This window comes from Alteromonas sp. LOR (assembly GCF_000753865.1).
GTDB lineage: Bacteria > Pseudomonadota > Gammaproteobacteria > Enterobacterales > Alteromonadaceae > Alteromonas.
Window position 1 is genome coordinate 166,280 of sequence record NZ_JQFW01000056.1, and the last position, 24,741, is coordinate 191,020.

22 protein-coding genes and 1 pseudogene are annotated in these 24,741 nt (G+C 44.3%); 13 read left to right on the forward strand and 10 right to left on the reverse strand.

Features of this window, described 5'->3' with window-relative positions; all coding sequences use genetic code 11:
• Nucleotides 1–203: 203 nt before the first annotated feature.
• Nucleotides 204–380: a DUF3545 family protein gene (locus JV36_RS19480; protein WP_012519516.1), complete on the forward strand. Its 177-nt coding sequence runs from the start codon at nucleotides 204–206 to the stop codon at nucleotides 378–380.
• Nucleotides 381–441: 61 nt separating this feature from the next.
• Here the strand turns inward: JV36_RS19480 and ung are convergent, their stop codons facing one another.
• From ung to JV36_RS0116220, 5 genes are all read right to left on the reverse strand, one after another.
• Nucleotides 442–1,101 carry a uracil-DNA glycosylase gene (gene ung, locus JV36_RS0116200; protein ID WP_032097423.1) on the reverse strand — a complete coding sequence of 220 codons (660 nt, stop codon included), beginning with the start codon at nucleotides 1,099–1,101 and terminating at the stop codon, nucleotides 442–444.
• Complete coding sequence (gene thrC / locus JV36_RS0116205) at nucleotides 1,098–2,384, reverse strand: threonine synthase (protein ID WP_032097422.1); 1,287 nt, start codon at nucleotides 2,382–2,384, stop codon at nucleotides 1,098–1,100. The genes ung and thrC overlap by 4 nt, the downstream gene beginning before the upstream one ends.
• A 100-nt stretch (nucleotides 2,385–2,484) precedes the next feature.
• On the reverse strand, nucleotides 2,485–3,435 hold the full coding sequence (gene thrB / locus JV36_RS0116210; protein ID WP_032097421.1) for a homoserine kinase: 951 nt from the start codon (nucleotides 3,433–3,435) through the stop codon (nucleotides 2,485–2,487).
• Between the two features lie 33 nt (nucleotides 3,436–3,468).
• The gene (thrA, locus tag JV36_RS0116215) at nucleotides 3,469–5,934 is read right to left on the reverse strand and encodes a bifunctional aspartate kinase/homoserine dehydrogenase I (RefSeq protein WP_032097420.1); all 2,466 of its coding nucleotides are present in this window, start codon (nucleotides 5,932–5,934) and stop codon (nucleotides 3,469–3,471) included.
• Between the two features lie 291 nt (nucleotides 5,935–6,225).
• Nucleotides 6,226–7,104, reverse strand: coding sequence for a LysR family transcriptional regulator (locus JV36_RS0116220; protein ID WP_032097419.1), 879 nt, complete (start codon nucleotides 7,102–7,104; stop codon nucleotides 6,226–6,228).
• 383 nt (nucleotides 7,105–7,487) lie between these two features.
• Here JV36_RS0116220 and JV36_RS0116225 point away from each other — a divergent pair, with 383 nt between their 5' ends.
• The 6 genes from JV36_RS0116225 (at nucleotide 7,488) to arsB (ending at nucleotide 12,447) form a co-directional block, all read left to right on the forward strand.
• Nucleotides 7,488–8,645: an S-(hydroxymethyl)glutathione dehydrogenase/class III alcohol dehydrogenase gene (locus JV36_RS0116225; RefSeq protein WP_032097418.1), complete on the forward strand. Its 1,158-nt coding sequence runs from the start codon at nucleotides 7,488–7,490 to the stop codon at nucleotides 8,643–8,645.
• Nucleotides 8,646–8,903: 258 nt separating this feature from the next.
• Nucleotides 8,904–9,584 (forward strand): hypothetical protein, encoded by a 681-nt coding sequence (locus JV36_RS0116230; protein ID WP_235207870.1) that lies wholly within the window; start codon nucleotides 8,904–8,906, stop codon nucleotides 9,582–9,584.
• Nucleotides 9,585–9,775: 191 nt separating this feature from the next.
• Nucleotides 9,776–10,126: a metalloregulator ArsR/SmtB family transcription factor gene (locus JV36_RS0116235; RefSeq protein ID WP_032097417.1), complete on the forward strand. Its 351-nt coding sequence runs from the start codon at nucleotides 9,776–9,778 to the stop codon at nucleotides 10,124–10,126.
• 58 nt (nucleotides 10,127–10,184) lie between these two features.
• Complete coding sequence (locus JV36_RS0116240) at nucleotides 10,185–10,667, forward strand: arsenate reductase ArsC (RefSeq protein WP_032097416.1); 483 nt, start codon at nucleotides 10,185–10,187, stop codon at nucleotides 10,665–10,667.
• Between the two features lie 29 nt (nucleotides 10,668–10,696).
• Entirely contained in the window at nucleotides 10,697–11,371 is a 675-nt protein-coding gene (gene arsH / locus JV36_RS0116245; protein ID WP_235207881.1) for an arsenical resistance protein ArsH, read from the forward strand.
• Between the two features lie 53 nt (nucleotides 11,372–11,424).
• Nucleotides 11,425–12,447 carry an ACR3 family arsenite efflux transporter gene (gene arsB / locus JV36_RS0116250; RefSeq protein ID WP_032097414.1) on the forward strand — a complete coding sequence of 341 codons (1,023 nt, stop codon included), beginning with the start codon at nucleotides 11,425–11,427 and terminating at the stop codon, nucleotides 12,445–12,447.
• Nucleotides 12,448–12,602: 155 nt separating this feature from the next.
• Here the strand turns inward: arsB and JV36_RS0116255 are convergent, their stop codons facing one another.
• Nucleotides 12,603–12,998 (reverse strand): response regulator, encoded by a 396-nt coding sequence (locus JV36_RS0116255; protein ID WP_032097413.1) that lies wholly within the window; start codon nucleotides 12,996–12,998, stop codon nucleotides 12,603–12,605.
• A 296-nt stretch (nucleotides 12,999–13,294) separates the two neighbouring features.
• Between JV36_RS0116255 and aceK the strand changes: the two genes are divergently transcribed.
• From aceK to JV36_RS19940, 4 genes and pseudogenes are all read left to right on the forward strand, one after another.
• Nucleotides 13,295–15,025 (forward strand): bifunctional isocitrate dehydrogenase kinase/phosphatase, encoded by a 1,731-nt coding sequence (gene aceK, locus JV36_RS0116260; protein ID WP_032097412.1) that lies wholly within the window; start codon nucleotides 13,295–13,297, stop codon nucleotides 15,023–15,025.
• 204 nt (nucleotides 15,026–15,229) lie between these two features.
• Nucleotides 15,230–15,910: a response regulator transcription factor gene (locus JV36_RS0116265; protein ID WP_032097411.1), complete on the forward strand. Its 681-nt coding sequence runs from the start codon at nucleotides 15,230–15,232 to the stop codon at nucleotides 15,908–15,910.
• On the forward strand, nucleotides 15,907–17,331 hold the full coding sequence (locus tag JV36_RS0116270) for a sensor histidine kinase (RefSeq protein ID WP_032097410.1): 1,425 nt from the start codon (nucleotides 15,907–15,909) through the stop codon (nucleotides 17,329–17,331). The genes JV36_RS0116265 and JV36_RS0116270 overlap by 4 nt, the downstream gene beginning before the upstream one ends.
• A gap of 128 nt (nucleotides 17,332–17,459) precedes the next feature.
• Nucleotides 17,460–17,618: pseudogene (locus JV36_RS19940) on the forward strand (DUF2986 domain-containing protein); the annotation flags it as partial.
• 273 nt (nucleotides 17,619–17,891) lie between these two features.
• On the opposite strand, the gene JV36_RS0116280 reads toward JV36_RS19940, so the two are convergent.
• The 4 genes from JV36_RS0116280 to JV36_RS0116295 all read right to left on the reverse strand — a co-directional run bounded on the left by JV36_RS0116280 (nucleotide 17,892) and on the right by JV36_RS0116295 (nucleotide 22,662).
• Nucleotides 17,892–19,394, reverse strand: coding sequence for a catalase (locus tag JV36_RS0116280; protein WP_032097408.1), 1,503 nt, complete (start codon nucleotides 19,392–19,394; stop codon nucleotides 17,892–17,894).
• Nucleotides 19,395–19,746: 352 nt separating this feature from the next.
• A complete protein-coding gene (locus JV36_RS0116285) occupies nucleotides 19,747–21,030 on the reverse strand; it encodes a pectin acetylesterase-family hydrolase (RefSeq protein WP_032097407.1) in 1,284 nt (427 codons plus the stop codon).
• Between the two features lie 267 nt (nucleotides 21,031–21,297).
• The gene (locus JV36_RS0116290) at nucleotides 21,298–21,852 is read right to left on the reverse strand and encodes a DUF3833 domain-containing protein (protein ID WP_032097406.1); all 555 of its coding nucleotides are present in this window, start codon (nucleotides 21,850–21,852) and stop codon (nucleotides 21,298–21,300) included.
• A gap of 153 nt (nucleotides 21,853–22,005) precedes the next feature.
• The gene (locus JV36_RS0116295) at nucleotides 22,006–22,662 is read right to left on the reverse strand and encodes a chalcone isomerase family protein (RefSeq protein WP_235207871.1); all 657 of its coding nucleotides are present in this window, start codon (nucleotides 22,660–22,662) and stop codon (nucleotides 22,006–22,008) included.
• Nucleotides 22,663–22,781: 119 nt separating this feature from the next.
• Here JV36_RS0116295 and JV36_RS19130 point away from each other — a divergent pair, with 119 nt between their 5' ends.
• Together JV36_RS19130 and JV36_RS0116305 are read left to right on the forward strand one after the other, a co-directional pair.
• Nucleotides 22,782–24,011: a 1-aminocyclopropane-1-carboxylate deaminase/D-cysteine desulfhydrase gene (locus JV36_RS19130; RefSeq protein ID WP_052010336.1), complete on the forward strand. Its 1,230-nt coding sequence runs from the start codon at nucleotides 22,782–22,784 to the stop codon at nucleotides 24,009–24,011.
• Between the two features lie 182 nt (nucleotides 24,012–24,193).
• Entirely contained in the window at nucleotides 24,194–24,604 is a 411-nt protein-coding gene (locus tag JV36_RS0116305) for a hypothetical protein (protein WP_032097405.1), read from the forward strand.
• The last annotated feature ends 137 nt before the right edge of the window (nucleotides 24,605–24,741 follow it).

Here is a 24,741-nt window from a genome sequence, read left to right on the forward strand (position 1 = left end):
AGGCAATGTCTAAAGCTCACCATGGGTTTACTCGCTGCAAATAGATTTTGCTCGCCCTGAACAATGTCACGAAAATGCCACATCTTGTTAATAAAAAGTAAATATAAGTGTTTTATTTTAAATGCGGCTGTGATAAAAATTGTACAGAGGGAAGTTACTAAGTTGCTCTGTATTAGTTGTAGTGGTGTAAAAAGGAGATCCCAATGGATAAATCAGATCTATTTGCCATGTTAGACATCGAAGCAAGTCCAGCAAAAACAAAAAGTAAAAAAAGAAAGTGGAGAGAAATCGAGGCGCTGCAAGATCGTTACAAATTGGAAAAAGAACTCGCTGAGTTAGATTGTGGTTTTGAGTACGAACTTGAAACTCTAGAAAGATAACAAAAAGCCGCCTGAATTTTCAGGCGGCTTTTTTCTTTCTACATACCTAGCGCTTTTGTATTCAAACCTGCCACTGAATGGGCGTCTTGCCCGATTCAATAAGTAGCTGGTTTGTTTGGCTAAAAGGTTTACTACCAAAAAAGCCTCTGTGTGCCGACAGCGGAGAAGGGTGCGGCGCGTGTAAAACATGATGTTTTTCACGGTTAATAGTATTGCCTTTCTTTTGAGCGTGACTGCCCCACAGCAAAAAAACCACATTCGAACAATGCTGGTTTACAACCTCTATCACTTTATCGGTAAAGGTCTCCCACCCTAGCTTTGCATGGCTATGCGCTTTACCCTGCTCAACCGTAAGTACCGTGTTTAATAACAACACGCCTTGTTCAGCCCAGGGCGACAATGTGCCGTGGTTTGGAATAGTGAAACCGTCTATATCGTCGGCCAATTCTTTATAGATATTTCTAAGAGACGGTGGAATTTTAACGCCAGGTAAAACAGAAAAGCAGAGACCATGGGCTTGATGTGGCCCGTGATAGGGATCTTGGCCTAGTATAACAACGCGAATGTCCTCTAAGGCTGTCATGGCGAAGGCATTGAACACGTCTTCTTTTGGCGGGTAAATAACTTTACCCGCTTCCCTTTCTGCCTGAACATGTAACATTAGCTCTCGGAAATAAGGAGTTGCCTTTTCTTGTGCTAATGCCTCTGTCCACGTCATCATGGTTTTAACAGACTCATCATATGCTGCTTCAATGCGTCGTACGATGCAGGCAAATCGACGGCTAAGCTATCTTCTCCCGCCACATCAGCAAGGGGCTTAGGTAAGCTAATCGGGTTTCCTAATACGTTTTCTACCGTCTCGCGGAATTTCGCAGGATGGGCAGTACCAAGGAACAGGCCAATTTCCCCCTCTTCCAAGTCATGACTCACTGCGCGGTAGGCAATAGCAGCATGAGGTTCGCTAGTGTAGCCCTGCTGAGCCAGCTGGCGCATAGCAAGCTGAGTGTACTCTTCGTCAACCATTTCACCTTTCAAACACGCTTTGTCGATATACCCGCGCTCAATAAGGGCTTCGATACGCGGCCAGTTATTCGGCTGGCTCACGTCCATGGCATTTGAAATAGTGGCCACTGTTGACTTTGGATCCCACTCTCCCGTTTTTAAATAACGTGGAACGGTATCATTGAGGTTTGTCGCAGCAATAAAGCGCTTAATCGGCAGCCCCATTGCCTTAGCAATCATACCCGCGGTCAAGTTACCAAAGTTACCGCTAGGCACTGAAATAACGACCTGGTCGCGCTTTTCTTTTGGCAACTGGCTTATCGCCTCGAAGTAATAGCATACTTGAGCCAACAAACGGCTGATGTTGATTGAGTTGGCTGAGTTAAGGTGCAGGCCTTCACGTACATCTGGGTCGTCAAATGCCGATTTAACAAGCGATTGGCAGGCATCAAAATCGGCTTCAATGGCAACCGTGTGGATATTGCCGCCTAACGTGGTGAATAGCTTTTCTTGAAGCTTGCTGATTTTTCCCTTTGGAAAAAGAATAACCACGTTGATATTTTCAATGCCATGGAATGCGTGAGCTACGGCAGCGCCGGTGTCACCCGAGGTTGCGGTTAAAATAGTTATCGGCTTACCTTCACTGATGCGAGATAATGTTTGCGCCATAAAGCGCCCGCCGAAATCTTTAAATGCCAGCGTTGGGCCGTGGAAAAGTTCGAGTGAATACACATTGTCATTAACTTGCTCAACCGGTGCGCCAAATGAGAAGGCCGTTTCAACGATGGCATTTAACTCGCCTTCAGCTAATTCATCACCAATAAGGGTACGAAGCACGTCGATACTGCGTTCAACAAAGGGCTTTTCCAATAGTCCGTCAATATTGTGTAAGGCTGGAATTTTCTCTGGAAAATACAGTCCCTGATTTTTGCCCAAGCCGCGCTTTACTGCTTCTGCAAAACTTGCCGTATCTGATGAATCTTTTAAATTTACCAATTCCACTTTTATTTACCTTCTTAAATTCTTACCACGCCCATGCAGGCTTTAGTTCAGCCTTTTTAAGACTGTTTGCCCTTTTGAGTTAAAGCTGTGCGCTGCTGTATCAGGTCTTTGATACTAGCGTTCCGAGCTTTGGAATTTGACATACATGGCTAAAGCCATCGTCATTTTGCACATAATTTTTATCTAAGTAAGCTGCAATTTTTTTAGCTTGATCTTGGCTATTACATACCGCAAAGACAGTAGGTCCAGACCCTGAAATACCAAAGGCCAGTGCACCTTCACGCTCACTGAATGCACGCGCTTCATCGAAACCTGGCAACAGTGACTTTCTGTACGGTTCGGCAATCACGTCTTTCATTACCGAGGCCGCCAGAGAGAATGCTTTTGAATGCAATGCGTGAACAAACACGCCTAGCTGACGACCGAAAGTCAGTGCTGTTGCCATGTCCACCTGCTTGGGCAATATATCTCTAGCCGCCGCCGTCGATACACTGATACCAGAATAGCAAATAGCATAGTACCACTGGTCATTAAGCGGTAGCGATAACGTTACCGGCGATGGTGAGCCGGTCATTAACGTCATACCGCCAAGAAAGCACGGCGCCACGTTATCGTAATGAATACTGCCGCTAATCTGCCCCTCTAACTCCCCCATCATCGTTAACAACGTATCGTTATCGAAAGGACTGTCAAAGAACGCATTTAAAGCGGCAAAGGCAGCCACAATTGAGCTCGCACTTGAGCCCAAGCCACTACCTATGGGCAGGTTTTTATGCAGCGTAATAGCGACAGGTGATACCGCTTTATTGTCATTCAACATTTTTTCGCAAAAGTAATGATAGCATTTTGTCACTATATTGCTGTCGGCATCATCGGGTAGTTTGTGCGCAAAAGCACCGATGGTTTCAAGTGAAAAATGCGCCGCTTCTTTAACTTCTACCTCATCACCGAGTCTTGTGCCATCCACCGGTTCAAGTGCAGCACCAAGGACATCAAAGCCCAAACTTACATTACCAATTGAGGCCGGCGCATAGGCACGTATTGCTTTCATATTCGTATTCCTGCTTATTACTTCTCTATACGCTTAGTACGCCATTTGTTTCCAAGGCATCGTTCGTAGAATATCTGCAAACACACCGGCCGCAGTTACTGTACCGCCGGCGCCGTAGCCGCGTATTACATAAGGAATAGGATTGTAATAATCGCTATTGATGGCCAATGCATTTTCGCCATCTTTCACTTGAGACAGTGGATTGCTTGGTGGTACTGCTTCAATACTTACCTTGCACTTGCCATCTTCTATGCTGCCAATGTATCGCAGTACTTTACCTTCTGATTTAGCATCTTCAACACGCGCTGCAAACGCCTCATCAAGCTCTGGTAGTTGAGTCATAAACTCATCAACCGAGCAGGTTTCTGCAAAGCCTGGCGGCAATACAGATTCAATTTCAATATCAGACAGCTCTAACGCAAGGTCTGCTTCACGGGCCATAATTAAAAGCTTGCGTGCTACATCCATGCCACTTAGGTCGTCACGCGGGTCTGGCTCAGTAAAGCCGTTTTGCTTGGCGGTTTCAGTAGCCTGAGAAAGCGTCATACCTTCGTCCAGCTTTCCGAAAACATAGGATAAACTGCCAGAAAGTATGCCCTCAAAACGATGAAGTACATCGCCAGCGCTAAATAGCTTTTGAAGGTTATCTATAACAGGTAGGCCAGCCCCTACAGTAGTTTCATAAAGGTACTGACGGTTGGTAGCTTGAGCTGTTTTTCTCAGCTTACGGTAATACTCCATGGCTGAAGTATTCGCCTTTTTGTTTGGCGTTACCACGTGGAACCCGCTTTCCATCATGTCTACATATTGATTAGCAATGGCCTCATGGCTGGTGCAATCCACAATCACTGGGTTAACTAAACTATTGTCATTCACAAACTGATCTAGGCGTTCAACGCTCAACCCTTCACGGGCAGATTCTAGTGCGGCTTTCCAGTCGCCACTTAAATCGATACCTTGACTATTAAGCAACAACTTGCGGCTATTTGCCATACCGTATACGCGCAGCTGTATGTTACGTGCAAGCAAGGCCGGCTGCTGTTTCGCAATTTGTGCTAGCAGTTCGCTACCTACATTACCGCAGCCTACAAGGAATACGTCGATAGTGTGCCTGTCTGAGAAAAAGTTTTGATGAATAACCTTCACCGCTTTTTTCGCCCGCTTAGTCTCGATAACAGTAGAGATAGAACGTTCAGAAGAGCCTTGCGCTATCGCTACATTATTCACTCGTGCTTGCGCTAATGAATTAAAGAAACGAGCCGCAAGCCCCTTAGTTTGACGCATACCGTCGCCCACAAGCGTTACAATAGCAAGGTCGTTGCGCACTTCAATTGGGTCAAGTAATTGATTCTGTAACTCTAGCGCAAACGCATCTTCAAGCAAGTTCAGTGCTTTATTAGCGTCTTTACTCTGTATACAAAAGCTAATGGAGTATTCAGAAGACGACTGGGTAATAAGGCTGATTGAGATATTGGCGTTCGACATAACTTCGAATACGCGACTTGCCATTCCCACCATGCCTTTAAGGCCAGGTCCCGCCACGTTAAACATAGTGACATTATCAAGCTGTGATATACCTTTGACCGATGTCCATTTCTCGCTTTTCTCATTGCTGATAAGCGTTCCAGGAGCCGCCGGATTAAGGGTATTTCGAATAAGGCACGGTATATGATGCTGAGCAATAGGGCCTATTGTTTTTGGGTGCAGAACTTTTGCGCCGAAATAGGATAACTCCATCGCTTCTTGATAGGTGAGTTTATCAAGCAGTACTGCGCCCTCAACCTGATTCGGATCCGCATTGTAAACGCCGTCTACATCAGTCCAAATTTCGCAGCAGCTTGCGTCAATACACGCAGCAAGAATAGCCGCAGAGTAATCAGAACCATTTCGACCTAGGGTGACTTTTTGCCCTTCTTCGTTTGCGGCTACAAACCCCGGCATGATAAGAAACTCACTGCCATCAACGGGAACGTCAGTAAATCGCGCCTTACTTAGCGACACATCGGCAATGCTGTCTAAGTACTCGCCATCAGCAAGAATATATTTTACGGGGTCAATAATGCGATTAGTCACGCCTTTTGCAGTAAGAATGGCACCAAAGAGCGTTACCGAAATGTACTCACCAATACTTAGAATGCCTGCGGCCACATTGTCAGGCGCTACACCTAGCAAACTAATGCCCTGTAGATGTTTTTTCAATACTGCAAGCTGGCTGTCGATAAAAGCGATAACTCGGTTGTATTCAAACCCGTCTAATTCATCATTTAAGCTGTTAGCGATACCGGTTACTGTGTCGTTTAGCTTATCGAGAAGCGGCTGAAAATCTTCGCCACCGGCTGCTTGTTCGCACAATAATGAGAGCGCATTCGTTACGCCTTTTGGGGCCGATAGTACAACGGCAGCACCGTCGGTTTGGTGAGTATCCATGCTAATCTCTGTAACGCGTAAATATCGCGGTGCATCGGCTAGAGAAGACCCTCCAAACTTTAAGACTTTCATATGCTACTCCTTGAGGTTGCGCATGCTAAAACGTATATAAAAAAAAACCCGCTCTGTTTGAGGCGGGCTTTCGTTGTCTTTTGCTTATTCGCACTAGTCACCGACCGCCCTTCTTGAGGTGGTAATTAACATGGTCATGGTGCGAATCGCTAGAATCTGTTTCATGGGTTCAATTTGCCGTATAGACGTCTATCTGTCAACCGCAGTTTTCACCACACTGTATTGCACATAATGCAACACTCTAGACATAACGTTTCTTTTTTGAATATGAAAAGCCGATTATGGGTAACATTATCGGTCATCTGTAAGGTTTTCGGACAAAAAATCAACAAGAAGTCTAATTTTAGGTGCCACATTACGGTTAGAGGGGAACACGGCCCAGATGGCTTCTTGCTTATCTTTATAATCTGGTAAGACCTCTATGAGATGCCCCTCGGTGATGGCATCTCTCACGTAAAAACCGGGAAGTTGGGTTAGACCCAGTCCGTTAAGCGCAGCAGCTTTAAGTGCATTGCCACTATTATACCGCACGCGACCATTTACATTCAGAGTGTGAACCTGTTGATTAATTAGAAAGCGCCATTGAGGCTGCGAACCTACCAGCAAACTGTGTTGTTTTAAGTCTTCAAGCGTTTCTGGCATCGATGTGCTTTTAAGGTATTCTCGACTTCCGCACACGTACAGCTGGCGTGTAGCCAACTTTTTAGCAATCAATGAGGAGTCTTCAAGTTTGCCGATGCGTATTGCCAAGTCGAGTCCCTGCTCAATGATATCCAGTTTATCGTTGGAAAACGTGCACTGCACACTGATGCCGGAATAGGTAGCTAGGAATTTATTCAATAAAGGCGCAATGAATGCTTCACCAAAGGCTACTGGCGCGGTCAACTTAATGAGCCCCTGTGGAGATTGTTGCAGCGCACTTACCGTTAGCTGTGCATTTTCGAGCATGGTTAACGCCGGGTTGGTTTGCTCAAAATAAAGCGAGCCCGCCTCGGTTAGCGATACACTGCGCGTTGTTCTCTGCAGTAGCTTTACCCCAAGTCGCTTCTCTAGTGCAGCAACTTTTCGACTAATTTGTGCCACTGAAGTATCTAGCTTGTTTGCCGCGCCGGTAAAATTCCCCACGTTAGCGACATTACAGAATTCAACAATACCATCTAGATTTTTCACCGCTGTGCCTCGTGTATCAACCTATTCAATTTTTTAAAACCATCCTTTTTAATTTACTCTTTTCAAACCATTCCTTTTAAAGCATACGTCCTATCGTGCGTTTCCCGTGTACTTCAATAATTCTCTTACTCAGCGACTAACTTAGTCCCTCATTCACTTCTGGCTCACTTTTGGCTCGATTTTGGTTCACTTTTGGCTCAATTTTCGCCCAACCTTGGTTGGGCAAAATAAAGTACCGTACAGCTTAGAGCCTATGACGCTTTTACTATTATTACAAATAAGAAATAGTGATTTACTAAATCTGTATTTATCAATCGTCCTGCCTCTCCTATACTCGTCTTATCAAACATCACAAACTCGAATTGTAATGACAGGAGTAAAGTATGAGCTCGTTTAAAGATTCATTAGAAGCAGGTCAAACGCATATAAAATCCAAAGCAGCAGTGGCATGGGGACCTGGCGAGCCACTCAAAATGGAAGAGATAGATGTCGAGTTGCCTAAAAAAGGCGAAGTATTAGTTCGTATAAAAGCGACTGGCGTATGTCACACCGACGCATTCACCTTGTCAGGTGAAGATCCAGAAGGCGTTTTTCCATCGGTACTTGGCCATGAAGGTGGCGGTATTGTAGAGATGGTAGGCGAAGGAGTAACAAGTGTAGAAGTGGGCGACCACGTTATTCCTCTTTACACCGCAGAGTGCGGCGAATGTAAATTTTGTACTTCTGGCAAAACAAATTTATGCCAAGCAGTGCGCGCCACGCAAGGCAAAGGCTTAATGCCTGACGGCACTAGCCGCTTCTCAAAAGACGGCGAGCCAATTTATCACTACATGGGTTGCTCTACATTTTCTGAATTCACTGTTTTACCCGATATCTCTTTGGCAAAAGTCAATAAGAGTGCTCCACTTGAAGAGGTATGCCTACTTGGTTGCGGTGTTACTACCGGCATGGGCGCGGTGTTAAATACAGCAAAAGTACAAGAAGGCGACACGGTAGCTATCTTCGGGTTAGGTGGTATTGGGTTGTCAGCAATTATCGGCGCGCGTATGGCGGGTGCGAAACGTATTATTGGCGTTGATATTAACGAGAGTAAATTCGAGTTGGCAAAGCAACTTGGCGCCACCGACATGGTGAATCCGAAAGATTACGACAAGCCCATTCAAGACGTCATCGTTGAGCTTACCGATGGCGGTGTAGACTACTCGTTTGAATGTATCGGTAATGTGGATGTAATGCGCTCTGCACTTGAGTGCTGCCACAAAGGCTGGGGAGAGTCGGTTATTATTGGGGTTGCGGGTGCTGGACAAGAAATTTCAACCAGACCGTTCCAACTTGTTACCGGTCGTGTTTGGCGTGGTTCTGCCTTTGGTGGCGTGAAGGGCCGCTCGCAGCTGCCTGGCATTGTTGAGCAATATCTAAACGGTGATTTCGGTCTGCAGGAATTTATTACTCACACTATGGGGCTAGACGAAATCAATGAAGCGTTTGACCTTATGCACAAAGGCGAAAGCATTCGCTCAGTTGTTCATATGGACAAGTAGGTCATATGGACAAGTAGGTTATAAAAATAAGCAGTTCATATAGATAAATAGCTCATATGAAAAAATGCTTGTTATATAACCGCTAAAAAAGCCCGTCTTGGTAACAAGGCGGGCTTTTTTATTGCACAACACTAGGCAAAAAAACACTGATTTTCACAATGTGTTACGCATTGAAAAAGAGATTTTAATCACGTTTTTAGCTGTTACTGCGTATTCATGCCATAGTATTGATAACGCATTAATCGTGTAGGAAAGTTTATGAACTTGGTTACAGTTAAAAAAACGATGTCTTATATATCAGCTTCGTCTTTGCAGAGGCTACCGTTTCAAAAAACGTCGATGTTGGCAGTGTCTTTATTTGCTTTAGCGTCCTTAGGGGCTAACCCACCCGCCATGGCTACAGCTCAACAGCAGAGTGAAGAAACTCAGCAAGTTAATAGTTTAACGTCGTTGACCAACTTACAAAACAATAACGACTTCATGGTCTCTTCTGGATTACCTGCTAAAGCTCATTTAGCGCTGCTAAAAGAAGAGGGCGTTGCCTATGTTGTCGACCTTATCCCAGGCGATCGCTCTCAGGAAATTATGAATACTGCTGAATTGGGATTGAACTACTTCAACGTACCCGTTGAATGGGAAAAGCCGGTGCTCAGTGATTTTTTAAACTACTCGGCGTTTATGCAGCGGGTAGATAAAGGTTCTGAAAAAGTGCTTACCCACTGCAAATTAAACTGGCGCGGCGCCTCATTTACTTACCTTTACAGAGTGAACGTGCTCGGTGAGGACGAAAATATGGCCAAAAAAGACTTATTAGCCATTTGGCAACCTAATCCAACTTGGTATGCCTTTATGGAAGGCGTAATTGCTCACTACAATGCAATAAATAGCACAGATAACGCGATGTCTTTTGATGCGGCTATTCCAAAAACCGAAAGCTAATAATCGCCTTTAGCTCAGCGATAACCAATGGCTTAGCCGCATATTCGGCTTAGCCATACCCCTGGCTTAGAGCAAAATAACCCACTCTTTCCATCCACTGCATTATCACATATGAAATTTCAAATATGTTTTGACATATACGAAATTCCATATACCATAAAAAACATATGAAATAACGTATGTGAACAATTATGACAGCAACATGTGACTTCTCACCGCTTAGCTTTTTCAAATGCCTATCGGAAGACACCCGTCTTAAAACATTGCTGCTACTGAGCTTTGCAGATGAACTCTGCGTGTGTGACTTAACCGATGCACTAAAACTGAGTCAACCTAAGATATCTCGACACCTTGCCGATTTACGCAAGTGTGAGCTAGTGGTTGATGAGCGTAGAGGTAAGTGGGTTTATTACAGGCTTAATCCTGCCCTACCGGTATGGGCAAAAAACATCATTACCAACACCGCGCAAGAAAACGAAGATTACATTAGCGAAGCCAAGGAAAATCTAGCTTGCTGCCAGTCAGTCGGATGCGACGCCTAATCTTACAACACGTTTAATTTCTCATTTATCTACAACGCAACGCATTAGAAGGTTTATCATGAAAATTCTTTATATCTGTACTCACAATCGCTGCCGCAGCGTTCTATGTGAAGCGATTACCAACGCCTCTTCAGGTCCTCTTCAAGCACAAAGTGCAGGCAGCCAGCCCGTTGGTGAAGTTCACCCTCTATCGTTGAAATATTTGGCCGAAAAAGGTTATCGCACAGAGGGCCTTAAAAGCCAGTCTTGGGATGAGTTTGAAGATTATGAAGCAGACCTTGTTATCACTGTGTGCGACTCTGCTGCCGGCGAAAGCTGCCCGGTATATTTCGGCAAGTCATTGAAAATGCATTGGGGTCTTGAAGATCCATCTAAGTTAGAAGGCAGTGACGAAGATAAAGCCTTAGCGTTCTATCACACTATCGATATCATTGAGCAACGCGTTGCCGCACTAGCTGAGCTCGCTAAGCGGTCATTATCTGACGAATCATTTTCACGAGAGCAACTCAAAGATGCACTCGTTACATTAGGAGCACGCTAATGACTGAGGATCTTTTCAAAGAGAGTGAAATGCACAAACCTTCTGCGTCTGACTTTACACAAAGCCCGTCTTCACATAAGCCTCGTATCTTGCTGCTTTATGGTTCGCTTCGCGAGCGCTCTTACAGTCGCTTAGTCATTGAAGAAGCTGCAAGACTATTAGCGTTTTTTGGCGCTGAAGCGAAAATATTTGACCCTAAAGGGCTGCCCCAACCAGATACCGAAGACGACACACATCCTAAAGTGAAAGAACTTCGCGAGCTTATGGTGTGGTCAGAAGGGCAAATTTGGTGCTCACCCGAACGTCACGGCAGTATTACTGGCATTATGAAAAGTATTATCGATTGGGTGCCCCTTAACATGGGCGGTGTGCGACCAACCCAAGGAAAGACCTTGGCAGTAATGCAAGTAAGCGGCGGCTCTCAGTCTTTCAATGCGGTTAATCAAATGCGTATTTTAGGGCGTTGGATGCGGATGCTCACCATCCCAAACCAATCGTCTGTTGCTAAAGCGTTTCTTGAATTTGAAGAGAACGGACGAATGAAGCCTTCCCCTTACTACAACCGCATTGTGGATGTCGTCGAGGAACTGGTCAAATTTACCCTTCTTACTAGAGATAATAGTGAGTTTCTTGTGGACCGATACTCTGAGCGAGTGGAGAGTGCCGAAGAAGTAAGTAAGCGCGTAAATCAAAAATCGCAATGATGGTGCAAACATGTGGTTGAGCCACATCTGATCAAATTTAATAGGGGTTAACGATGGGTTTCTTTGAACGATACCTTTCTGTATGGGTTGGACTATGCATCGCTCTTGGCGTGGGATTTGGCTACGCCGTGCCGCAATTTTTTGAGTCGGTAGCAGCATTAGAATATGCCCATGTAAATTTAGTGATAGCAGTGCTTATTTGGTTAATGATTTATCCAATGATGGTACAAATCGACTTTAGCTCAATCAAAGACGTGGGTAAAAAACCCAAAGGCTTAGTATTAACGCTAGCGATTAATTGGCTAATAAAGCCCTTTAGCATGGCCCTACTTGGCTGGCTGTTTTTTAGAGTTATTTTTGCCGATATGGTAGACCCTCAAACGGCAACTGAATACATTGCAGGTATGATTTTATTGGGTGTTGCGCCCTGTACCGCTATGGTTTTTGTGTGGAGCCACCTCACTAAAGGCGATGCTAATTATACGCTAGTGCAAGTGTCTATTAATGATTTGATCATGGTGATTGCGTTTGCACCGCTGACCGCCTTGCTGCTTGGTGTTACTGATATTACCGTTCCGTGGAATACTCTATTACTCTCGGTGGCGTTATACGTAGTACTGCCACTCATAGCAGGCTTTCTCACTCGAAAGCGTATCGAAACGAAGGGGCCTGAGGCTGTTACCAAGCTGGTTAATAACTTTAAGCCATTCTCCGTCTGTGGCTTACTGCTCACCATCATAATATTGTTTGGCCTGCAGGCAAAAACCATACTATCTCAGCCTCAGGATATCGCGCTTATTGCCGTACCATTGCTTATCCAAACTTATGGAATTTTCGCGATTGCCTACTTTGCCGCGAAGAAGATAAAACTTCCTCACAATGTTGCCGCTCCGGCGTGTATGATTGGGACGTCGAACTTTTTTGAACTGGCAGTGGCAGTGGCCATCTCGATGTTTGGTTTACACAGTGGTGCAGCGTTGGCTACGGTGGTAGGCGTGTTGGTAGAGGTTCCCGTGATGCTGTCACTGGTATGGTTTGCAAATAGAACACGACACTGGTTTGATAACCCATCGTAAATAGTCAATTTTAGCGGGCGCTGACACTGGTAGCTCACACTAGTAAGGAGCGCCCTGCTTTACGACGTTAAAACACACAAAAAGTGTAAAGCAGTTTTAGAGAGTGTATTGATTAGTAGTGAGCGCTGAGGCAGGCCCAGCAAAATCTTAATAAGCTAGCCAGCAAGGGCTTCTTTTTCTATGGTGGTGACGAAACCAAACTTCTTCAGCACTGATTGCAGGCGTTCAGGCTGCAGCGGCTTTTGAACAAAGTCCAGAGCACCTAACGAAGCGACTTTTCTATGTATCAACGGCTGAATATCGCCTGACACAACAATAACGAAAGTCTCAAGACCTCTACGTTTTATCTCTCCTAAAACACTTATTCCGCCAAGTACAGGCATGGTCAGGTCGAGTAACATCAAATCGATAGAATGATGGGCCAATACCTCAAGGGCATCAACCCCGTTTGACACCTCGTAAGCATTTTCAACAAAACCAGCAGGCAGACTTTTTTTCATCATTTTGCGCGCCAACGCTGAATCATCGCAAATTAGGACATTGAAACTCATTAAGAACTCTTTACTGCTTAGTTTTGACTCAACCAATTTACCCTAAACTAAAGTATAAGAAAACAAAATAAGTCGCTGATTATCGACAACTTACCGTTGAAACAAGTGGCATCTGTGTATCATCTGCATTATTTTGTTAATAAATATGCGATGTATTTCGCGCCTCAACCTGCTGTCTGCGATCTGTTGCCAACATTGACTTCTAACAGATAGCGCGCTGTAAGTGCACATCATTTGAGGAGTTCGAAGACGTCGAAATAGGCAAGTGATGCTTGTTATTTCTAAGGAACCTAGTAATGCAAAATACCCTATCGCCCCAAGAAACAAGCTTAGCCAAAAAGGCTGCCTATTTGGTGTTATCTCATTTCGACAAAAGCTACCGGTGGTTCACTCGAATTACTCGAGGTGCGCAACAGCGGTTTGAAAAAGGCAACTGGAAAGAAACCCAATTAGCATCGAGAGAGCGCATCAATATATATGAACAAAGTTTATCCGATGCCGTTGCTGAGATTTATCACTTAACGTCGGTGCACAAAAAAGATGATGCGTTTTGGCAAGAGTTAAAGAAAATCTTTGCCCTTCAATTAGAAGGTCACCCTCAGTTTGAACTTGCCGAGACCTTCTTCAACTCGGTCATTGGCCGTATATTTAAACATCGTAAAATAGATGATGACATGATGTTTGTGCATCCTAGCCGCTGTTTTTTACCCGGTCAGGATAGAGACAAAGTGATTAATAGTTTCGATACCACCACCACGGTGAGAGAGATGTACGAAGCTATTTTTAAAACCTACCGATACAACATCCCCTTTGAAGATTACGAACGGGATTTGCAACATTTGGAAGACGCACTTCGCGCTCGACTCACCACATCGCAACTTGCCAGTGTGCAGGCCGTAGAAATACTCAAACCTACCTTCTTTAGAGGAAAAGCAGCCTACTTAATTGGCAGAATCTGTATGCCGGACGAGACGCTGCCCTTTGTCATTGCTATGCGCCGTTACAATGCGCCAAATATGTTTGTCGATGCTCTGCTTACAGATAGGAAAGATTTGAGCGTTATCTTCGGCTTTGCCCGCAGTTATTTTATGGCCGACACACAAAACCCAGCAGAAGTTGCCGCTTTTCTACAAGAACTGCTGCCGAATAAAAAGAACTTTGAATTGTATATGGCGCTAGGCCATTACAAACACGGTAAAACGGTATTTTATCGCAATTTCCTTTCTCATTTAGAAACCTCAGAAGACCACTTTGAAGCGGCGCCTGGAATACGCGGTTTAGTGATGATGGTATTTCACCTTCCCTCCTATGGTGTTGTGTTCAAAATTATAAAAGATGAATTTGCAGAGAGTAAAAAAATCACTCGCCAGCACGTGAAAGACTGTTACAAACTCGTGAAGATGTCTGATCGTATCGGCAGAATGGCCGATACCCATGAATACGTGAACTTTCGATTTCCACTTGACCGAATAGCGCCAGAATTAATTGAAGAGCTTAAAGAGACGTGTGCTTCCAGTTTGGAATTCACTGAGAACGAGCTTGTGATAAAGCATATGTACATTGAACGCAAAATGACGCCACTCAATCTTTATCTTCAACAAGAAACCGATGAAGACAAAATAACAAACGCACTAGATGAACTAGGTATGTGCATAAAACAGATTGCGATGGCCAATATATTTCCAGGCGACATGCTGCATAAAAACTTTGGTATTACCCGCCATGGTCGCGTCATATTTTATGACTACGACGAAATTTGCCTGATGAATGAACGAAACTTCCGCGCGCTGCCTAAATCTGATGATCCCTATGCTATTGATACCCTTTCAGTGGGGCCAAGCGACGTATTTCCAGAGCAGTTTGAACACTTCATTGTGGGTAAACGCAAGTTTAAGGATATCTTAAAAAACCTTCATGGCGACCTAATGACCCAAGAATATTGGCGCAATGTGCAGATAAAATGCGAGCGAGGCGATGTACAACACTTCACCCCCTATGCCGCGAGTAAGCGTTTCAAACGCGACTAGCGCACACTGCCATGCACAATTGTGCAGTAAAACTGGGGAAGAAACCGTTAACATACCGCCTTTACAAAAAGGGCTGTATTTCGCGGGTTATTTATCACGAACGTGGTGTAAAAGTGATCGCTTTTTGTCTACTGACACGTAAAAGAAACCGTAAGCCAATAGCGGCCTTACGTTTCGTTTTAACCTAAAAGTAGAAGTGTAATCATGAGAGTGTTACTTGTAGAAGATGATCCAAAGGTTGCCTCGCACATCGCAAACGGACTGTTGGGCGAAGGTCATGAATGTATTACTGCGGGTGACGGAGCATCTGGCTATAGGGAAGCAACATCAAATGAACTCGATGTTGTGATACTCGACGTAATGCTTCCAGAATACGACGGCTTCACTGTTTTAGAAAAACTGAGAGAAGCTGACAACAACACCCCAGTTTTATTACTTAGCGCCAAAAGCCAAGTAGAAGATAAGGTGCGCGGCCTGCGCACGGGTGCAAACGACTATTTAACCAAGCCGTTTGCATTTGAGGAGCTGCTTGCTCGCATTGAGGGTCTAGCCGGGCGCGGCAAAGAAGGTGATGACAAAACGCTCATTAAAGTTGGCGATTTAACCCTCGACCTCGTTAATCGCAAAGTACTGTGCGGCGAGCAAGAAATTGATTTGCAGTCGAAAGAGTTTCAATTACTCGAGTGCCTACTTCGCCATAAGGGTAAAGTCGTCACCCGCAGTATGCTGCTGGAGCAAGTGTGGAACTACCACTTTGATCCTCAGACCAACGTGATTGATGTGCATATTAGCCGACTGCGCCAAAAAGTGGACAAAGCATTTAATGTTCCACTGATTGAAACGGTAAGAGGTACGGGCTACCGCATCGCCGATAGCGCTACATGATAGCAATTCGCGACTTCACGAGAAGTTCTAGTTTTCGTGTTGGCGCGCTGCTTACCACACTGGCCAGCGTAGCAATTATTCTCATTGTTTACTTTTGGCGATTAACAAGCAGTGACCTTTTTATAACAGAATCTACGGCGGCAATTAATGCAAAAATTGCCGCTCTTTCCCAGATACATAATTCATTAGGCATTGATGCAGTTAAAGAGGCTATCGACAGTGGAGAGTTTTCACGTTCCACAATGGCCAATAATTCTGTATCGACGACCAACGCATCATCCGGCGAGCTACCCAAGTCCGTTCGCTCTTTCGTAGTATTAAGTCAAAACGAACAGTTTGTTACTGGAAATCTTGCCAGTATTCCACTTATTTTGGAGCGTCATGAGCACGCAAACTTTAACACGGCTGAAATTGTTATCTCATTGCCTGATAGCGGCGAACGCAAAACCCTTCGACAGGCGTTAGTTAGAGAAGTCTCCTTAGGCAACTATACGTTAATTGTAGGTCGTGGAATTGACGACTTATACAGTGCCCAATGGTTTGGCAGAGCGTTTAGTTGGATTATAGTGGTGCTGCTTTCGATGTTGAGCGTACTCAGTTTTGCCATTGCTGTTTATGTGGTTAATCGTATTAATCGAATGTCCCAAACCGCAGACAAAATAATAAAAACGGGGAATTTAGAAGAACGTCTAGAAATTGATAGTAACTGGGATGATTTAAGCAGCTTGTCAGCAGTATTCAACCAAATGTTAGATACCATAGAAAGCTCAGTGAACAATATCAAAACCGTAACTGACAGTATTGCACACGATCTTCGTACCCCCTTAGCACGATTACGCAACACATTAGAGCAAATAGACGACGAAAAGCTGCGTGACGAAACAACCCACGAAGCAGATAATCTGCTCAATATGTTCAATAGTTTGCTTAGAATAAGCGGGCTAGAAACTACCAACAAAAAAGAAGGGTTTTGCGAAACCGATGTTCTTGCAATTGTTGAAGATGTTGTAGACCTTTACCACCCGCTAGCTGAAGACAGGAATATAACCCTGACTAGCTCCTTGCAGCCAATCACCATGATTGCAGACCCCAACCTGCTATTTCAAGCTGTAGCGAACGTACTTGATAATGCCTTAAAGTACTCTCCCGATGGAAGCCGTGTAGTAGTGCAATTAACGTCGACGAAAACACACCACGTCATATCCATCAACGACGCAGGGATGGGCGTAGGAGAGCATGAACTTGAAAGTTTAGAACGTCGTTTTTATCGCGCAGATGGCAGCAGAACAAGTAAAGGCAACGGCTTGGGGCTGTCTCTTGTCTCTGCCATTGTTAAGCTACACGAAGGCCGTGTGTGGTTTGTACACGACCCACTCATGAATGGAACGGGCTTGGGCGTGGTGCTTAGTTTCAAGCGCTAGGCGATTAGACTATTCATATACAACTCCTCGCCCTTCAATAAACCGTGACTGGCCACATGCGTCTGGCACGAGTGCTTATTAACACGATATAATGCGCAAATTCAGTTGTCCATTTGAGGGAATTGGTTTTGAACCGTCGTAAAAAAATCATCAAAAAACTCCAGAAAAAAGACAAAAAGGCGAACGCTAAACTTCATAAAAGTAGTAAGCCAGTTTATGTTTCTAAAGCTGAGAGGGAAAAATTAGCTGAGCGGGCCGATAGCGATCGTTCCAGTAATGAGCAGTCAAATACCGAGCCATCAATTGCCGGGCAATCTATTACCGAGCCATCAATTACCGAGCAGGCAGATTGCGGTCAAAGGGATAAAGAACAGCTAGATAACGAGTAAATAACCGTGACTAAAAGTGGGTTAAAAAAAACATTCACGAAGAACAAACCACGACGTTAAAAGCCGTAGACAGTATTTACCTCAATCCTGAATTAAAAAAAATGCCAGTCACACGATAAATCTAGCGAATGACTGGCGTTTACTTAGTGTCTGTTAAAAGCTACTTTTGCTCTAGTTGTCTTCAAGCGGTGTGTTCTCAGTAATCGGTACTGTATTCACATCAGTATCAAGGCTTTCTACCGCATTTTTCACGCCAGCAGCGTAGTCAGGGTGCACCCTTTCAAGAACGGCATACCATCTCGATTTCACCTCATCTGAACATGGCCCCATAGCAGCGGCATAGTTCTTATACATCCGCTCTTTTTGCTCATCCGAAAACATTTCATAAAGCTTCCGGGGCTGAACATAATCAACGTCTGCATCATCTTGATGATACCTATCTGCATCGCCATCGATTCGTAGAGGCGGCTCTTTTACTGAAAAGTCCGCAACCGGCCCATCATGTTGATTTGGTTCATAATAAGCATCTGGATTCCCGAAATCATTAGTAAAGAATCGCATTGCTCCATCTTTATGGTAATGATTTACATCGCTGTTTTTTGGCGCGTTGGCAGGAAGCGCTTCGTAGTGCGTGCCTAATCTATACCTGTGAGCGTCGGCGTAAGAAAAAATCCTCGCTTGCAGCATTTTATCTGGGCTAAACCCGATCCCCGGAACAACATTTGATGGACTAAATGCGGCATTTTCAACCATTTGAAAATAGTTATCTGGGTTGCGGTTCATTTCTAATTCACCCACCTCGATAAGTGGGTAATCATCATGTGGCCACACCTTGGTGAGATCAAACGGGTTAAAGGTCTGCTCACCCGCCTCCTCTTCTGGCATCGCTTGTATGTACATTGTCCACTTAGGGAAATTGCCCTCATCTATCGCGCTGTAAAGCTCCTCTTGATACTTTTCCCGCGTGCTACCGATGATTTTTTCCGATGTTTCATTGGTGTAATTCTTAATACCCTGTTGGGTTTTAAAGTGAAATTTCACCCAGTGACGCTTGCCCTCTTTATTCCACATGCTGAAAGTATGGCTTCCATATCCATTCATATGCATAGGCGAAACAGGAATACCTCTATCTGACATTAAGATAGTAACTTGGTGTACGCTTTCTGGCTGAGCTGCCCAAAAGTCAAACATTGCCTCTGGCGAGCGCAGATTAGTTTTCGGATGGCGCTTTTGAGTACGAATGAAGTCGGGAAACTTATAACCGTCGCGAACGAAAAATACGGGAGTATTATTTCCTACCATGTCCCAGTTACCTTGCTCGGTATAAAACTTCAAGCTAAAGCCGCGAACATCACGTTCGGTGTCGGCTGCGCCTGACTCTCCAGCTACAGTGGACCATCGGCTCAATACCTCTGTTTGCTTACCTACCTGAGAGAAGATATCAGCACACGAATAGTCAGTAATATCATGAGTTACGGTGAATGTACCCTGTGCTCCCCACCCTTTTGCATGAACAACACGTTCGGGAATACGCTCACGATTTTGATGAGCTAGCTTTTCGAGAAGCTGGTAATCTTGAAGTAATGCTGGACCGCGTTCTCCCGCTGTTTTAGTCGTTTCATTACTGACTACTGGGGCGCCCGCTGATGTGGTTAACTGTGGCTTCTTTGACATAAAAATCTCCTTTAATGAGCCTTTAATAGGCTCAATTCCATTGCATGTAGGGCACAACACCTACGACATACAATTCCTACGATAGCGAAATCAAAAGGTTTAAATTTTTTTAATCTTTACATTGTGCACTGACGAGGAATTAAGAAGAAATAGAGCAAGAAGCCGTTGTTTTTCCACAACTGACTGTTTGAACAAGGGCGTGTAACAAAAAGAGCAAATGAATTGTGCTACTGCAACAAAAAGCAACTTGTTAGCGAAGAAGGCGGTATGGTATTTGTGAAGTATTCAGAAACGAAAGTCAGAAAGGCAATGTTAGATGGCGCTACCCTTAAATAAGGATAGCGCAACCAAATTAACGATAATACGCTACGCTGTTTTCTCTGAAACGACGGGCTGTAGCAAAGTGGTGGAGCCAATCTTTAAACTGTACACCTTGAGCACTTGCTTCATTGTAAAACGGGCTAGGCGATGAGACAGGAAAAGCATTGTCTTCACAGAAGTCGTTCAACACCATATGGCAGGTGCCTTCGCCTAAGTAAAATTGATAGTTCCATGTAAATGCTGACAATGCATTAAGCGATGTGTAGCTTTGTATTTGCCACCCAAAAATATAAATAAAGTCGTCTTCTGTTACCCCCCAAGTGGTGGGATCTAAATTACCCTTTGCCACTTGGTCAGATATCTTCAAAAACTGAATTTGAACAATATCAGTGCCAGTAGAGTATTGAGCGAAACGATTCCATGGATACTGATAGGCCAAGCGCAACATTACCTGTTTGTTCAGCGCAAGATGGTTGAAGTTTCCAATTAGCGACTGAAAGTTGCGCGGTAATGTATCTTCTATCCCCCAAGGCCCAGCGTAATTAAGTACTGACTGGGTAAAACCTTTCGAAATAACGCCCATAGACGCGTCTGCAAAAAGAGCTACCTTCGTTCTTCCAAAGAGCTGTTGAATAATGGGGAAATTAAACGTAGCACCATAACCGCCGGCACTACTTCCACTTAACAGAACCTTATTTGGCGACAACGCCTGTGAATCAAGTTTTTGCTTAATCCAATCCATTACTGCTAAAGCGTTATCGTGACCTCTATGCTTAATAACGACTTCAGCACCTGGCTGGCCTGAAACCAAGCCTAGGGTGTCAGTATAAGGCGTATCTTGAGACCCTATATGTAAGTCACCAGTACAATAAGGGATAAACACCTTCGACCACGATTGAAACGGGTTCTCCTCGGTATCCTCAAAAATTCCGCCCGAAATAAAGGGTGTATTTTCAACAACTGCTGAAGGATTAAAAGCCGCTCGACTTAATGGGTCGGCATCGAATTCAAGCTGAAGAGAGGCTAAACACGTAGCTCCATCCCAACAGGCGCCGCCACCGTTAAAGTAGATTAGAAGATTATCACTCTCGCCTTGCTCAAAATAAAACGAGAATGGGTTAGGCACTATTCCTTGTTCGGTAGCTAATGCAGGAAGCGCGCATGCGGGCGTAATCGTTTTTTGCTCTCCGCTAGGAAGCGAAACCTGCATTTCAGTAGGCGGAGTAATTTGTTCCCACTGTGCATAGGCAACAGTAGGTAGAATGAAACTAAATGACAGCGTGATAAGCAGAAGGCGTTTAATAGCAAGATGCATAAACAATTCCTTTTGTAGTTTAATAAAAAGATGGGTTGGGCGACGTAATGTGCAATGGCACGGTAAATCAGTACATCCGAGTCCGCTGATTTTGACTGCCTCACTGTAGGCGATACCAGTGGGCACATCGTTTCGTGCACAAATAGAGTAACGTAAAAACGAGCGCTGTCTACAAGTTAGTCATTATTAGTTGCGTTGATGCTTCTGTAGCATCAACGCAACACAATCCCACCTTAAAATTTTCACAATATCCAATAACTTACAATGCTACTCCTGCTTTTGCATGAATATGGTCACTTCGGCCATAACAATCCCGAATTTGCGGATATAAGAGCGATTCATCATGGTTGTTTCATCAAAAGCCCAAAACCAATCGTCAAACGTCACAGAGTAACTGGTGTCGTCTACGGGTAAATCCATTTGGTAATGGAAGTTGAAAGCATTACCGTAAGATGTACCTGCAGCAGGGCCGTCTATGTCGCCAGCGTTTCCAACGAATGTGCCGTCGCTTTGTTTAACAATTTTCCACGTGCGGGACATTGGACCTTCACCAACACCATAATCGAAGCTTTCATCGAGTGTTAACGTGTTACCGTCAATAGAACCATCAATATCCACTTTAAAACGCTGCACAACTTCACCAGAGCGATTTTGAACGATGCCCCACGCTTTGACATCACCATCAAAAAACTGCTCGATGTTAAATGCTGGTTGCACAGAGGTATAGTCTTTACCTTCAACCGACACCGAACAACCACTCAGTGTTACTGCACTTATTCCCAATCCTGCTAGTGCATAGGCAGCGCGTTTCAATGATTTCATAATTATCCTGTTCTTTACTCTAATGCTAAAATTAAAAATGGTATTTAAGCTACGCTAATAGTTCCGCTTTATGTTCCCAAAATGCGTTAGCTAAAGGTGTTTTACCCAACGCCTCTCTCGCTATCAGAGAGGCTTCGCCGCACACAAAGCAATTTATTTGATGCCTAGTAACGCTCTTCTAAACTTAGGCTCTGAGGTATTCTCACCCAACCAAATATCAAAGAATTTTTGCGTAAACTCTGGGTCTTTAACTTCCCCAGCATTTTCGCCGTTGAAATAGAATAAGGCGTTGCCCTCTTCATTGGCTACGCCTGTTAATACATCTCCCTCTTTTACATCCGGGAAAATATCTACCATGTCTTGTAACCAGCGCTTGGCTTTCTCTGAATCAAGCTTTGCCTGCTTTTTCATCTCATCAATAGAACGCTCCGCTATTTTCTTACCGTCTAGCGAACGTTGGTATTTTAGCGTTAAGGCAATAGGCTTTCCTTTCTCATATTCTCCCTTGGGAGCGAACAAAGTAGCCTCGTAAACGTCGAATAGGTAATAAGTAAACATATCTTTGCCCACAACTTCTGCATTGGGCACACTTTCGGATACTGGCGAAGGCAAAGCAGCATGTGATGTAAAAGATACGCTCATCAGAGAAATACTCATCATTGTTAAACTTAAAAAAGCAGCCCGTTTCACGACAGTGCGAAGCTTATTAGCTAGAGAACCCATGAGCGAGCTCTTCTCTGCCTGCGATTTATCTGAGATTGCGTGTTTGATACACACTAATTCAGCTTTCGTTATTAATTTAGGTTTCATCATTTTTCCCTGTATGACTGTCCAGCGTTAATTTTAGTCGCCCTATTTGACGAACTGACGCCTTCAACATTTCCATACTTTTTGATTTGTGGTTGTATTAGTTATACTGCGAGCAGATAATGAATGATCAATTATGGCAACTTCCTCCTGTGAATAAACTAACAGCGCTTGAGAAAACACTCACCCAGCCTTCACCTTTAGAATTGTTCACACCTGACTGGCCTGGTGCCGAGGATGTGACCATTTATGTAAAGCGCGACGACAAAATACACCCCGTAGTGTCTGGTAATAAATGGCGAAAACTGAAACAGTTTATTTATGGCTACGCAGAGCAATATCTAGACGGTGCTGCATTTGAGGAAGGACTACCTCAAAATGCTGATGGGGACTCTCCTGACGATGAAGAGTCCTCATTTATTGCTGAGGGTTCTCAATTCACCGCTGAGGGCTCTTCATCCACCGCTGAGGGCTCTTCATCCACCGTTGAGGGCTCCTTCAACGCTGAGGGCTCTTTTAACGCTCAAGGCTCTCTATACGCCAAAGGCTCTGTCAGACTCATCAGTTTTGGTGGTGGCTTTTCAAATCACCTGCATGCACTCGGATATGTGTGTAATACCCTCGGCATTCGGCTTACAGCCATAATTCGTGGTGACTATTCTGCTACACCAACACCAATGATTAGCGACCTAACTTCATGGAACGTCGATATTGAGTATGTTGACCGAATAACCTATAAAAAACGTGACTCTGCAGAATACCTCAACACACTAAAAGAGCGCTTTTCCCCTGCCATTATCATCCCAGAAGGGGGAAGCCAAGAACAGGCAATCGGAGGGGTTGCAGAGCTAGTTAGTGAGATTGCTGAAGCGCTCGCTGCCAATCACAATGCCGAGTTCGACACTATCATTGCCCCCGTAGCCAGTGGTGCCACAATGGCAGGTATTGTCAGTGCGTTAACGCCAAACCAGCACGCTATTGGTATTGGCGTGCTCAAAGGCCAAGATTACTTGGAATCCTTAGTTAATCAGTTCTTAGCCCCCGCTCTTTTGGCAAAAGAAATTATGACAAAAGAACTCGCAGCAAAAGCGCCTGCGAGCAATGACGAAGAGAGAAAAACAAACAGTAACTGGCATATTAACCATGAATTCCATTGCGGTGGATATGCAAAGGCGCCGCCCTATTTAAAGGCGTTTTGTGAGAACTTTAACAACGCCATGCCCTTTGATATTGAGCCTGTTTATTCCGGAAAAGTATTTTTCGCATTGAAAGATATGCTTAAAAAGGGCACATTTAAATCAGGTAGTAAGATTATTGTCTTACACACCGGCGGACTTCAGGGTGCTCGCTAAGGATATTGCACAGTGCTCATTTCTGTAGTGATAGTAAACCTATGAGTCCAATACACCGTAAGCAATGATGAAAGGAAAAAAAGTACAGGGTATCTAAAAACAGCAATCGTAAAATAATAGCGATGACCTATAGAGTCTTAACTATAGCATCGCAAGCAACGCTAACTTTGAGGAGATACAACATGATCGACCGACCAGTTACATTGCCAACCCCTTTAAAAGAACTTGTTTCCAAATCACTTTCCATATGTAAATTAATGCTGCTAAACAGCGATGTATTTTACCCTTTTGCGGCTATAAACCAAGACGGTAAAAACGGTTGTATATTTGCAGATGAAACCACTGAGAGCAAACGTGAGTCGCAGCTCATAGAGCAACTCCAGTGGAGGATCATCGACACAACCACAGACACCAACAGTTACAGCGTTTTAGTCTATGCTGCTACTATCAATACACAGAACAGCAAAAATGTTGATGCCATAGCGGTAGTGACATCGTCGCCTGAACAGGAAGAACGGTTGCTCCTATATCCTTATTACAAGGTTGACGGCTCTGTGGTGGTATCGCCGCCGATTAATACTGCGGCGCCCTAACTGCAATCTATGCACGACCCAAGCTTGACTAAACAAGCTTGTAAACCCTGCGATAGTTAAAACGTGCATAACGTTTTCTATCGTTAGCAGGAAAATTTATACTATTTATACTTTCAGACACTGACTTTGCTTGCCAA

Coding starts and splice junctions, on each gene's coding strand:
- JV36_RS19480 (WP_012519516.1), top strand. CDS start 204: ATGGATAAATCAGATCTATTTGCCATGTTAGACATCGAAGCAAGTCCA.
- ung (WP_032097423.1), bottom strand. CDS start 1,101: ATGATGACGTGGACAGAGGCATTAGCACAAGAAAAGGCAACTCCTTAT.
- thrB (WP_032097421.1), bottom strand. CDS start 3,435: ATGAAAGCAATACGTGCCTATGCGCCGGCCTCAATTGGTAATGTAAGT.
- thrA (WP_032097420.1), bottom strand. CDS start 5,934: ATGAAAGTCTTAAAGTTTGGAGGGTCTTCTCTAGCCGATGCACCGCGA.
- JV36_RS0116225 (WP_032097418.1), top strand. CDS start 7,488: ATGAGCTCGTTTAAAGATTCATTAGAAGCAGGTCAAACGCATATAAAA.
- JV36_RS0116230 (WP_235207870.1), top strand. CDS start 8,904: ATGAACTTGGTTACAGTTAAAAAAACGATGTCTTATATATCAGCTTCG.
- JV36_RS0116235 (WP_032097417.1), top strand. CDS start 9,776: ATGACAGCAACATGTGACTTCTCACCGCTTAGCTTTTTCAAATGCCTA.
- JV36_RS0116240 (WP_032097416.1), top strand. CDS start 10,185: ATGAAAATTCTTTATATCTGTACTCACAATCGCTGCCGCAGCGTTCTA.
- arsH (WP_235207881.1), top strand. CDS start 10,697: ATGCACAAACCTTCTGCGTCTGACTTTACACAAAGCCCGTCTTCACAT.
- arsB (WP_032097414.1), top strand. CDS start 11,425: ATGGGTTTCTTTGAACGATACCTTTCTGTATGGGTTGGACTATGCATC.
- JV36_RS0116255 (WP_032097413.1), bottom strand. CDS start 12,998: ATGAGTTTCAATGTCCTAATTTGCGATGATTCAGCGTTGGCGCGCAAA.
- aceK (WP_032097412.1), top strand. CDS start 13,295: ATGCAAAATACCCTATCGCCCCAAGAAACAAGCTTAGCCAAAAAGGCT.
- JV36_RS0116265 (WP_032097411.1), top strand. CDS start 15,230: ATGAGAGTGTTACTTGTAGAAGATGATCCAAAGGTTGCCTCGCACATC.
- JV36_RS0116270 (WP_032097410.1), top strand. CDS start 15,907: ATGATAGCAATTCGCGACTTCACGAGAAGTTCTAGTTTTCGTGTTGGC.
- JV36_RS0116280 (WP_032097408.1), bottom strand. CDS start 19,394: ATGTCAAAGAAGCCACAGTTAACCACATCAGCGGGCGCCCCAGTAGTC.
- JV36_RS0116285 (WP_032097407.1), bottom strand. CDS start 21,030: ATGCATCTTGCTATTAAACGCCTTCTGCTTATCACGCTGTCATTTAGT.
- JV36_RS0116290 (WP_032097406.1), bottom strand. CDS start 21,852: ATGAAATCATTGAAACGCGCTGCCTATGCACTAGCAGGATTGGGAATA.
- JV36_RS0116295 (WP_235207871.1), bottom strand. CDS start 22,662: ATGAAACCTAAATTAATAACGAAAGCTGAATTAGTGTGTATCAAACAC.
- JV36_RS19130 (WP_052010336.1), top strand. CDS start 22,782: ATGAATGATCAATTATGGCAACTTCCTCCTGTGAATAAACTAACAGCG.
- JV36_RS0116305 (WP_032097405.1), top strand. CDS start 24,194: ATGATCGACCGACCAGTTACATTGCCAACCCCTTTAAAAGAACTTGTT.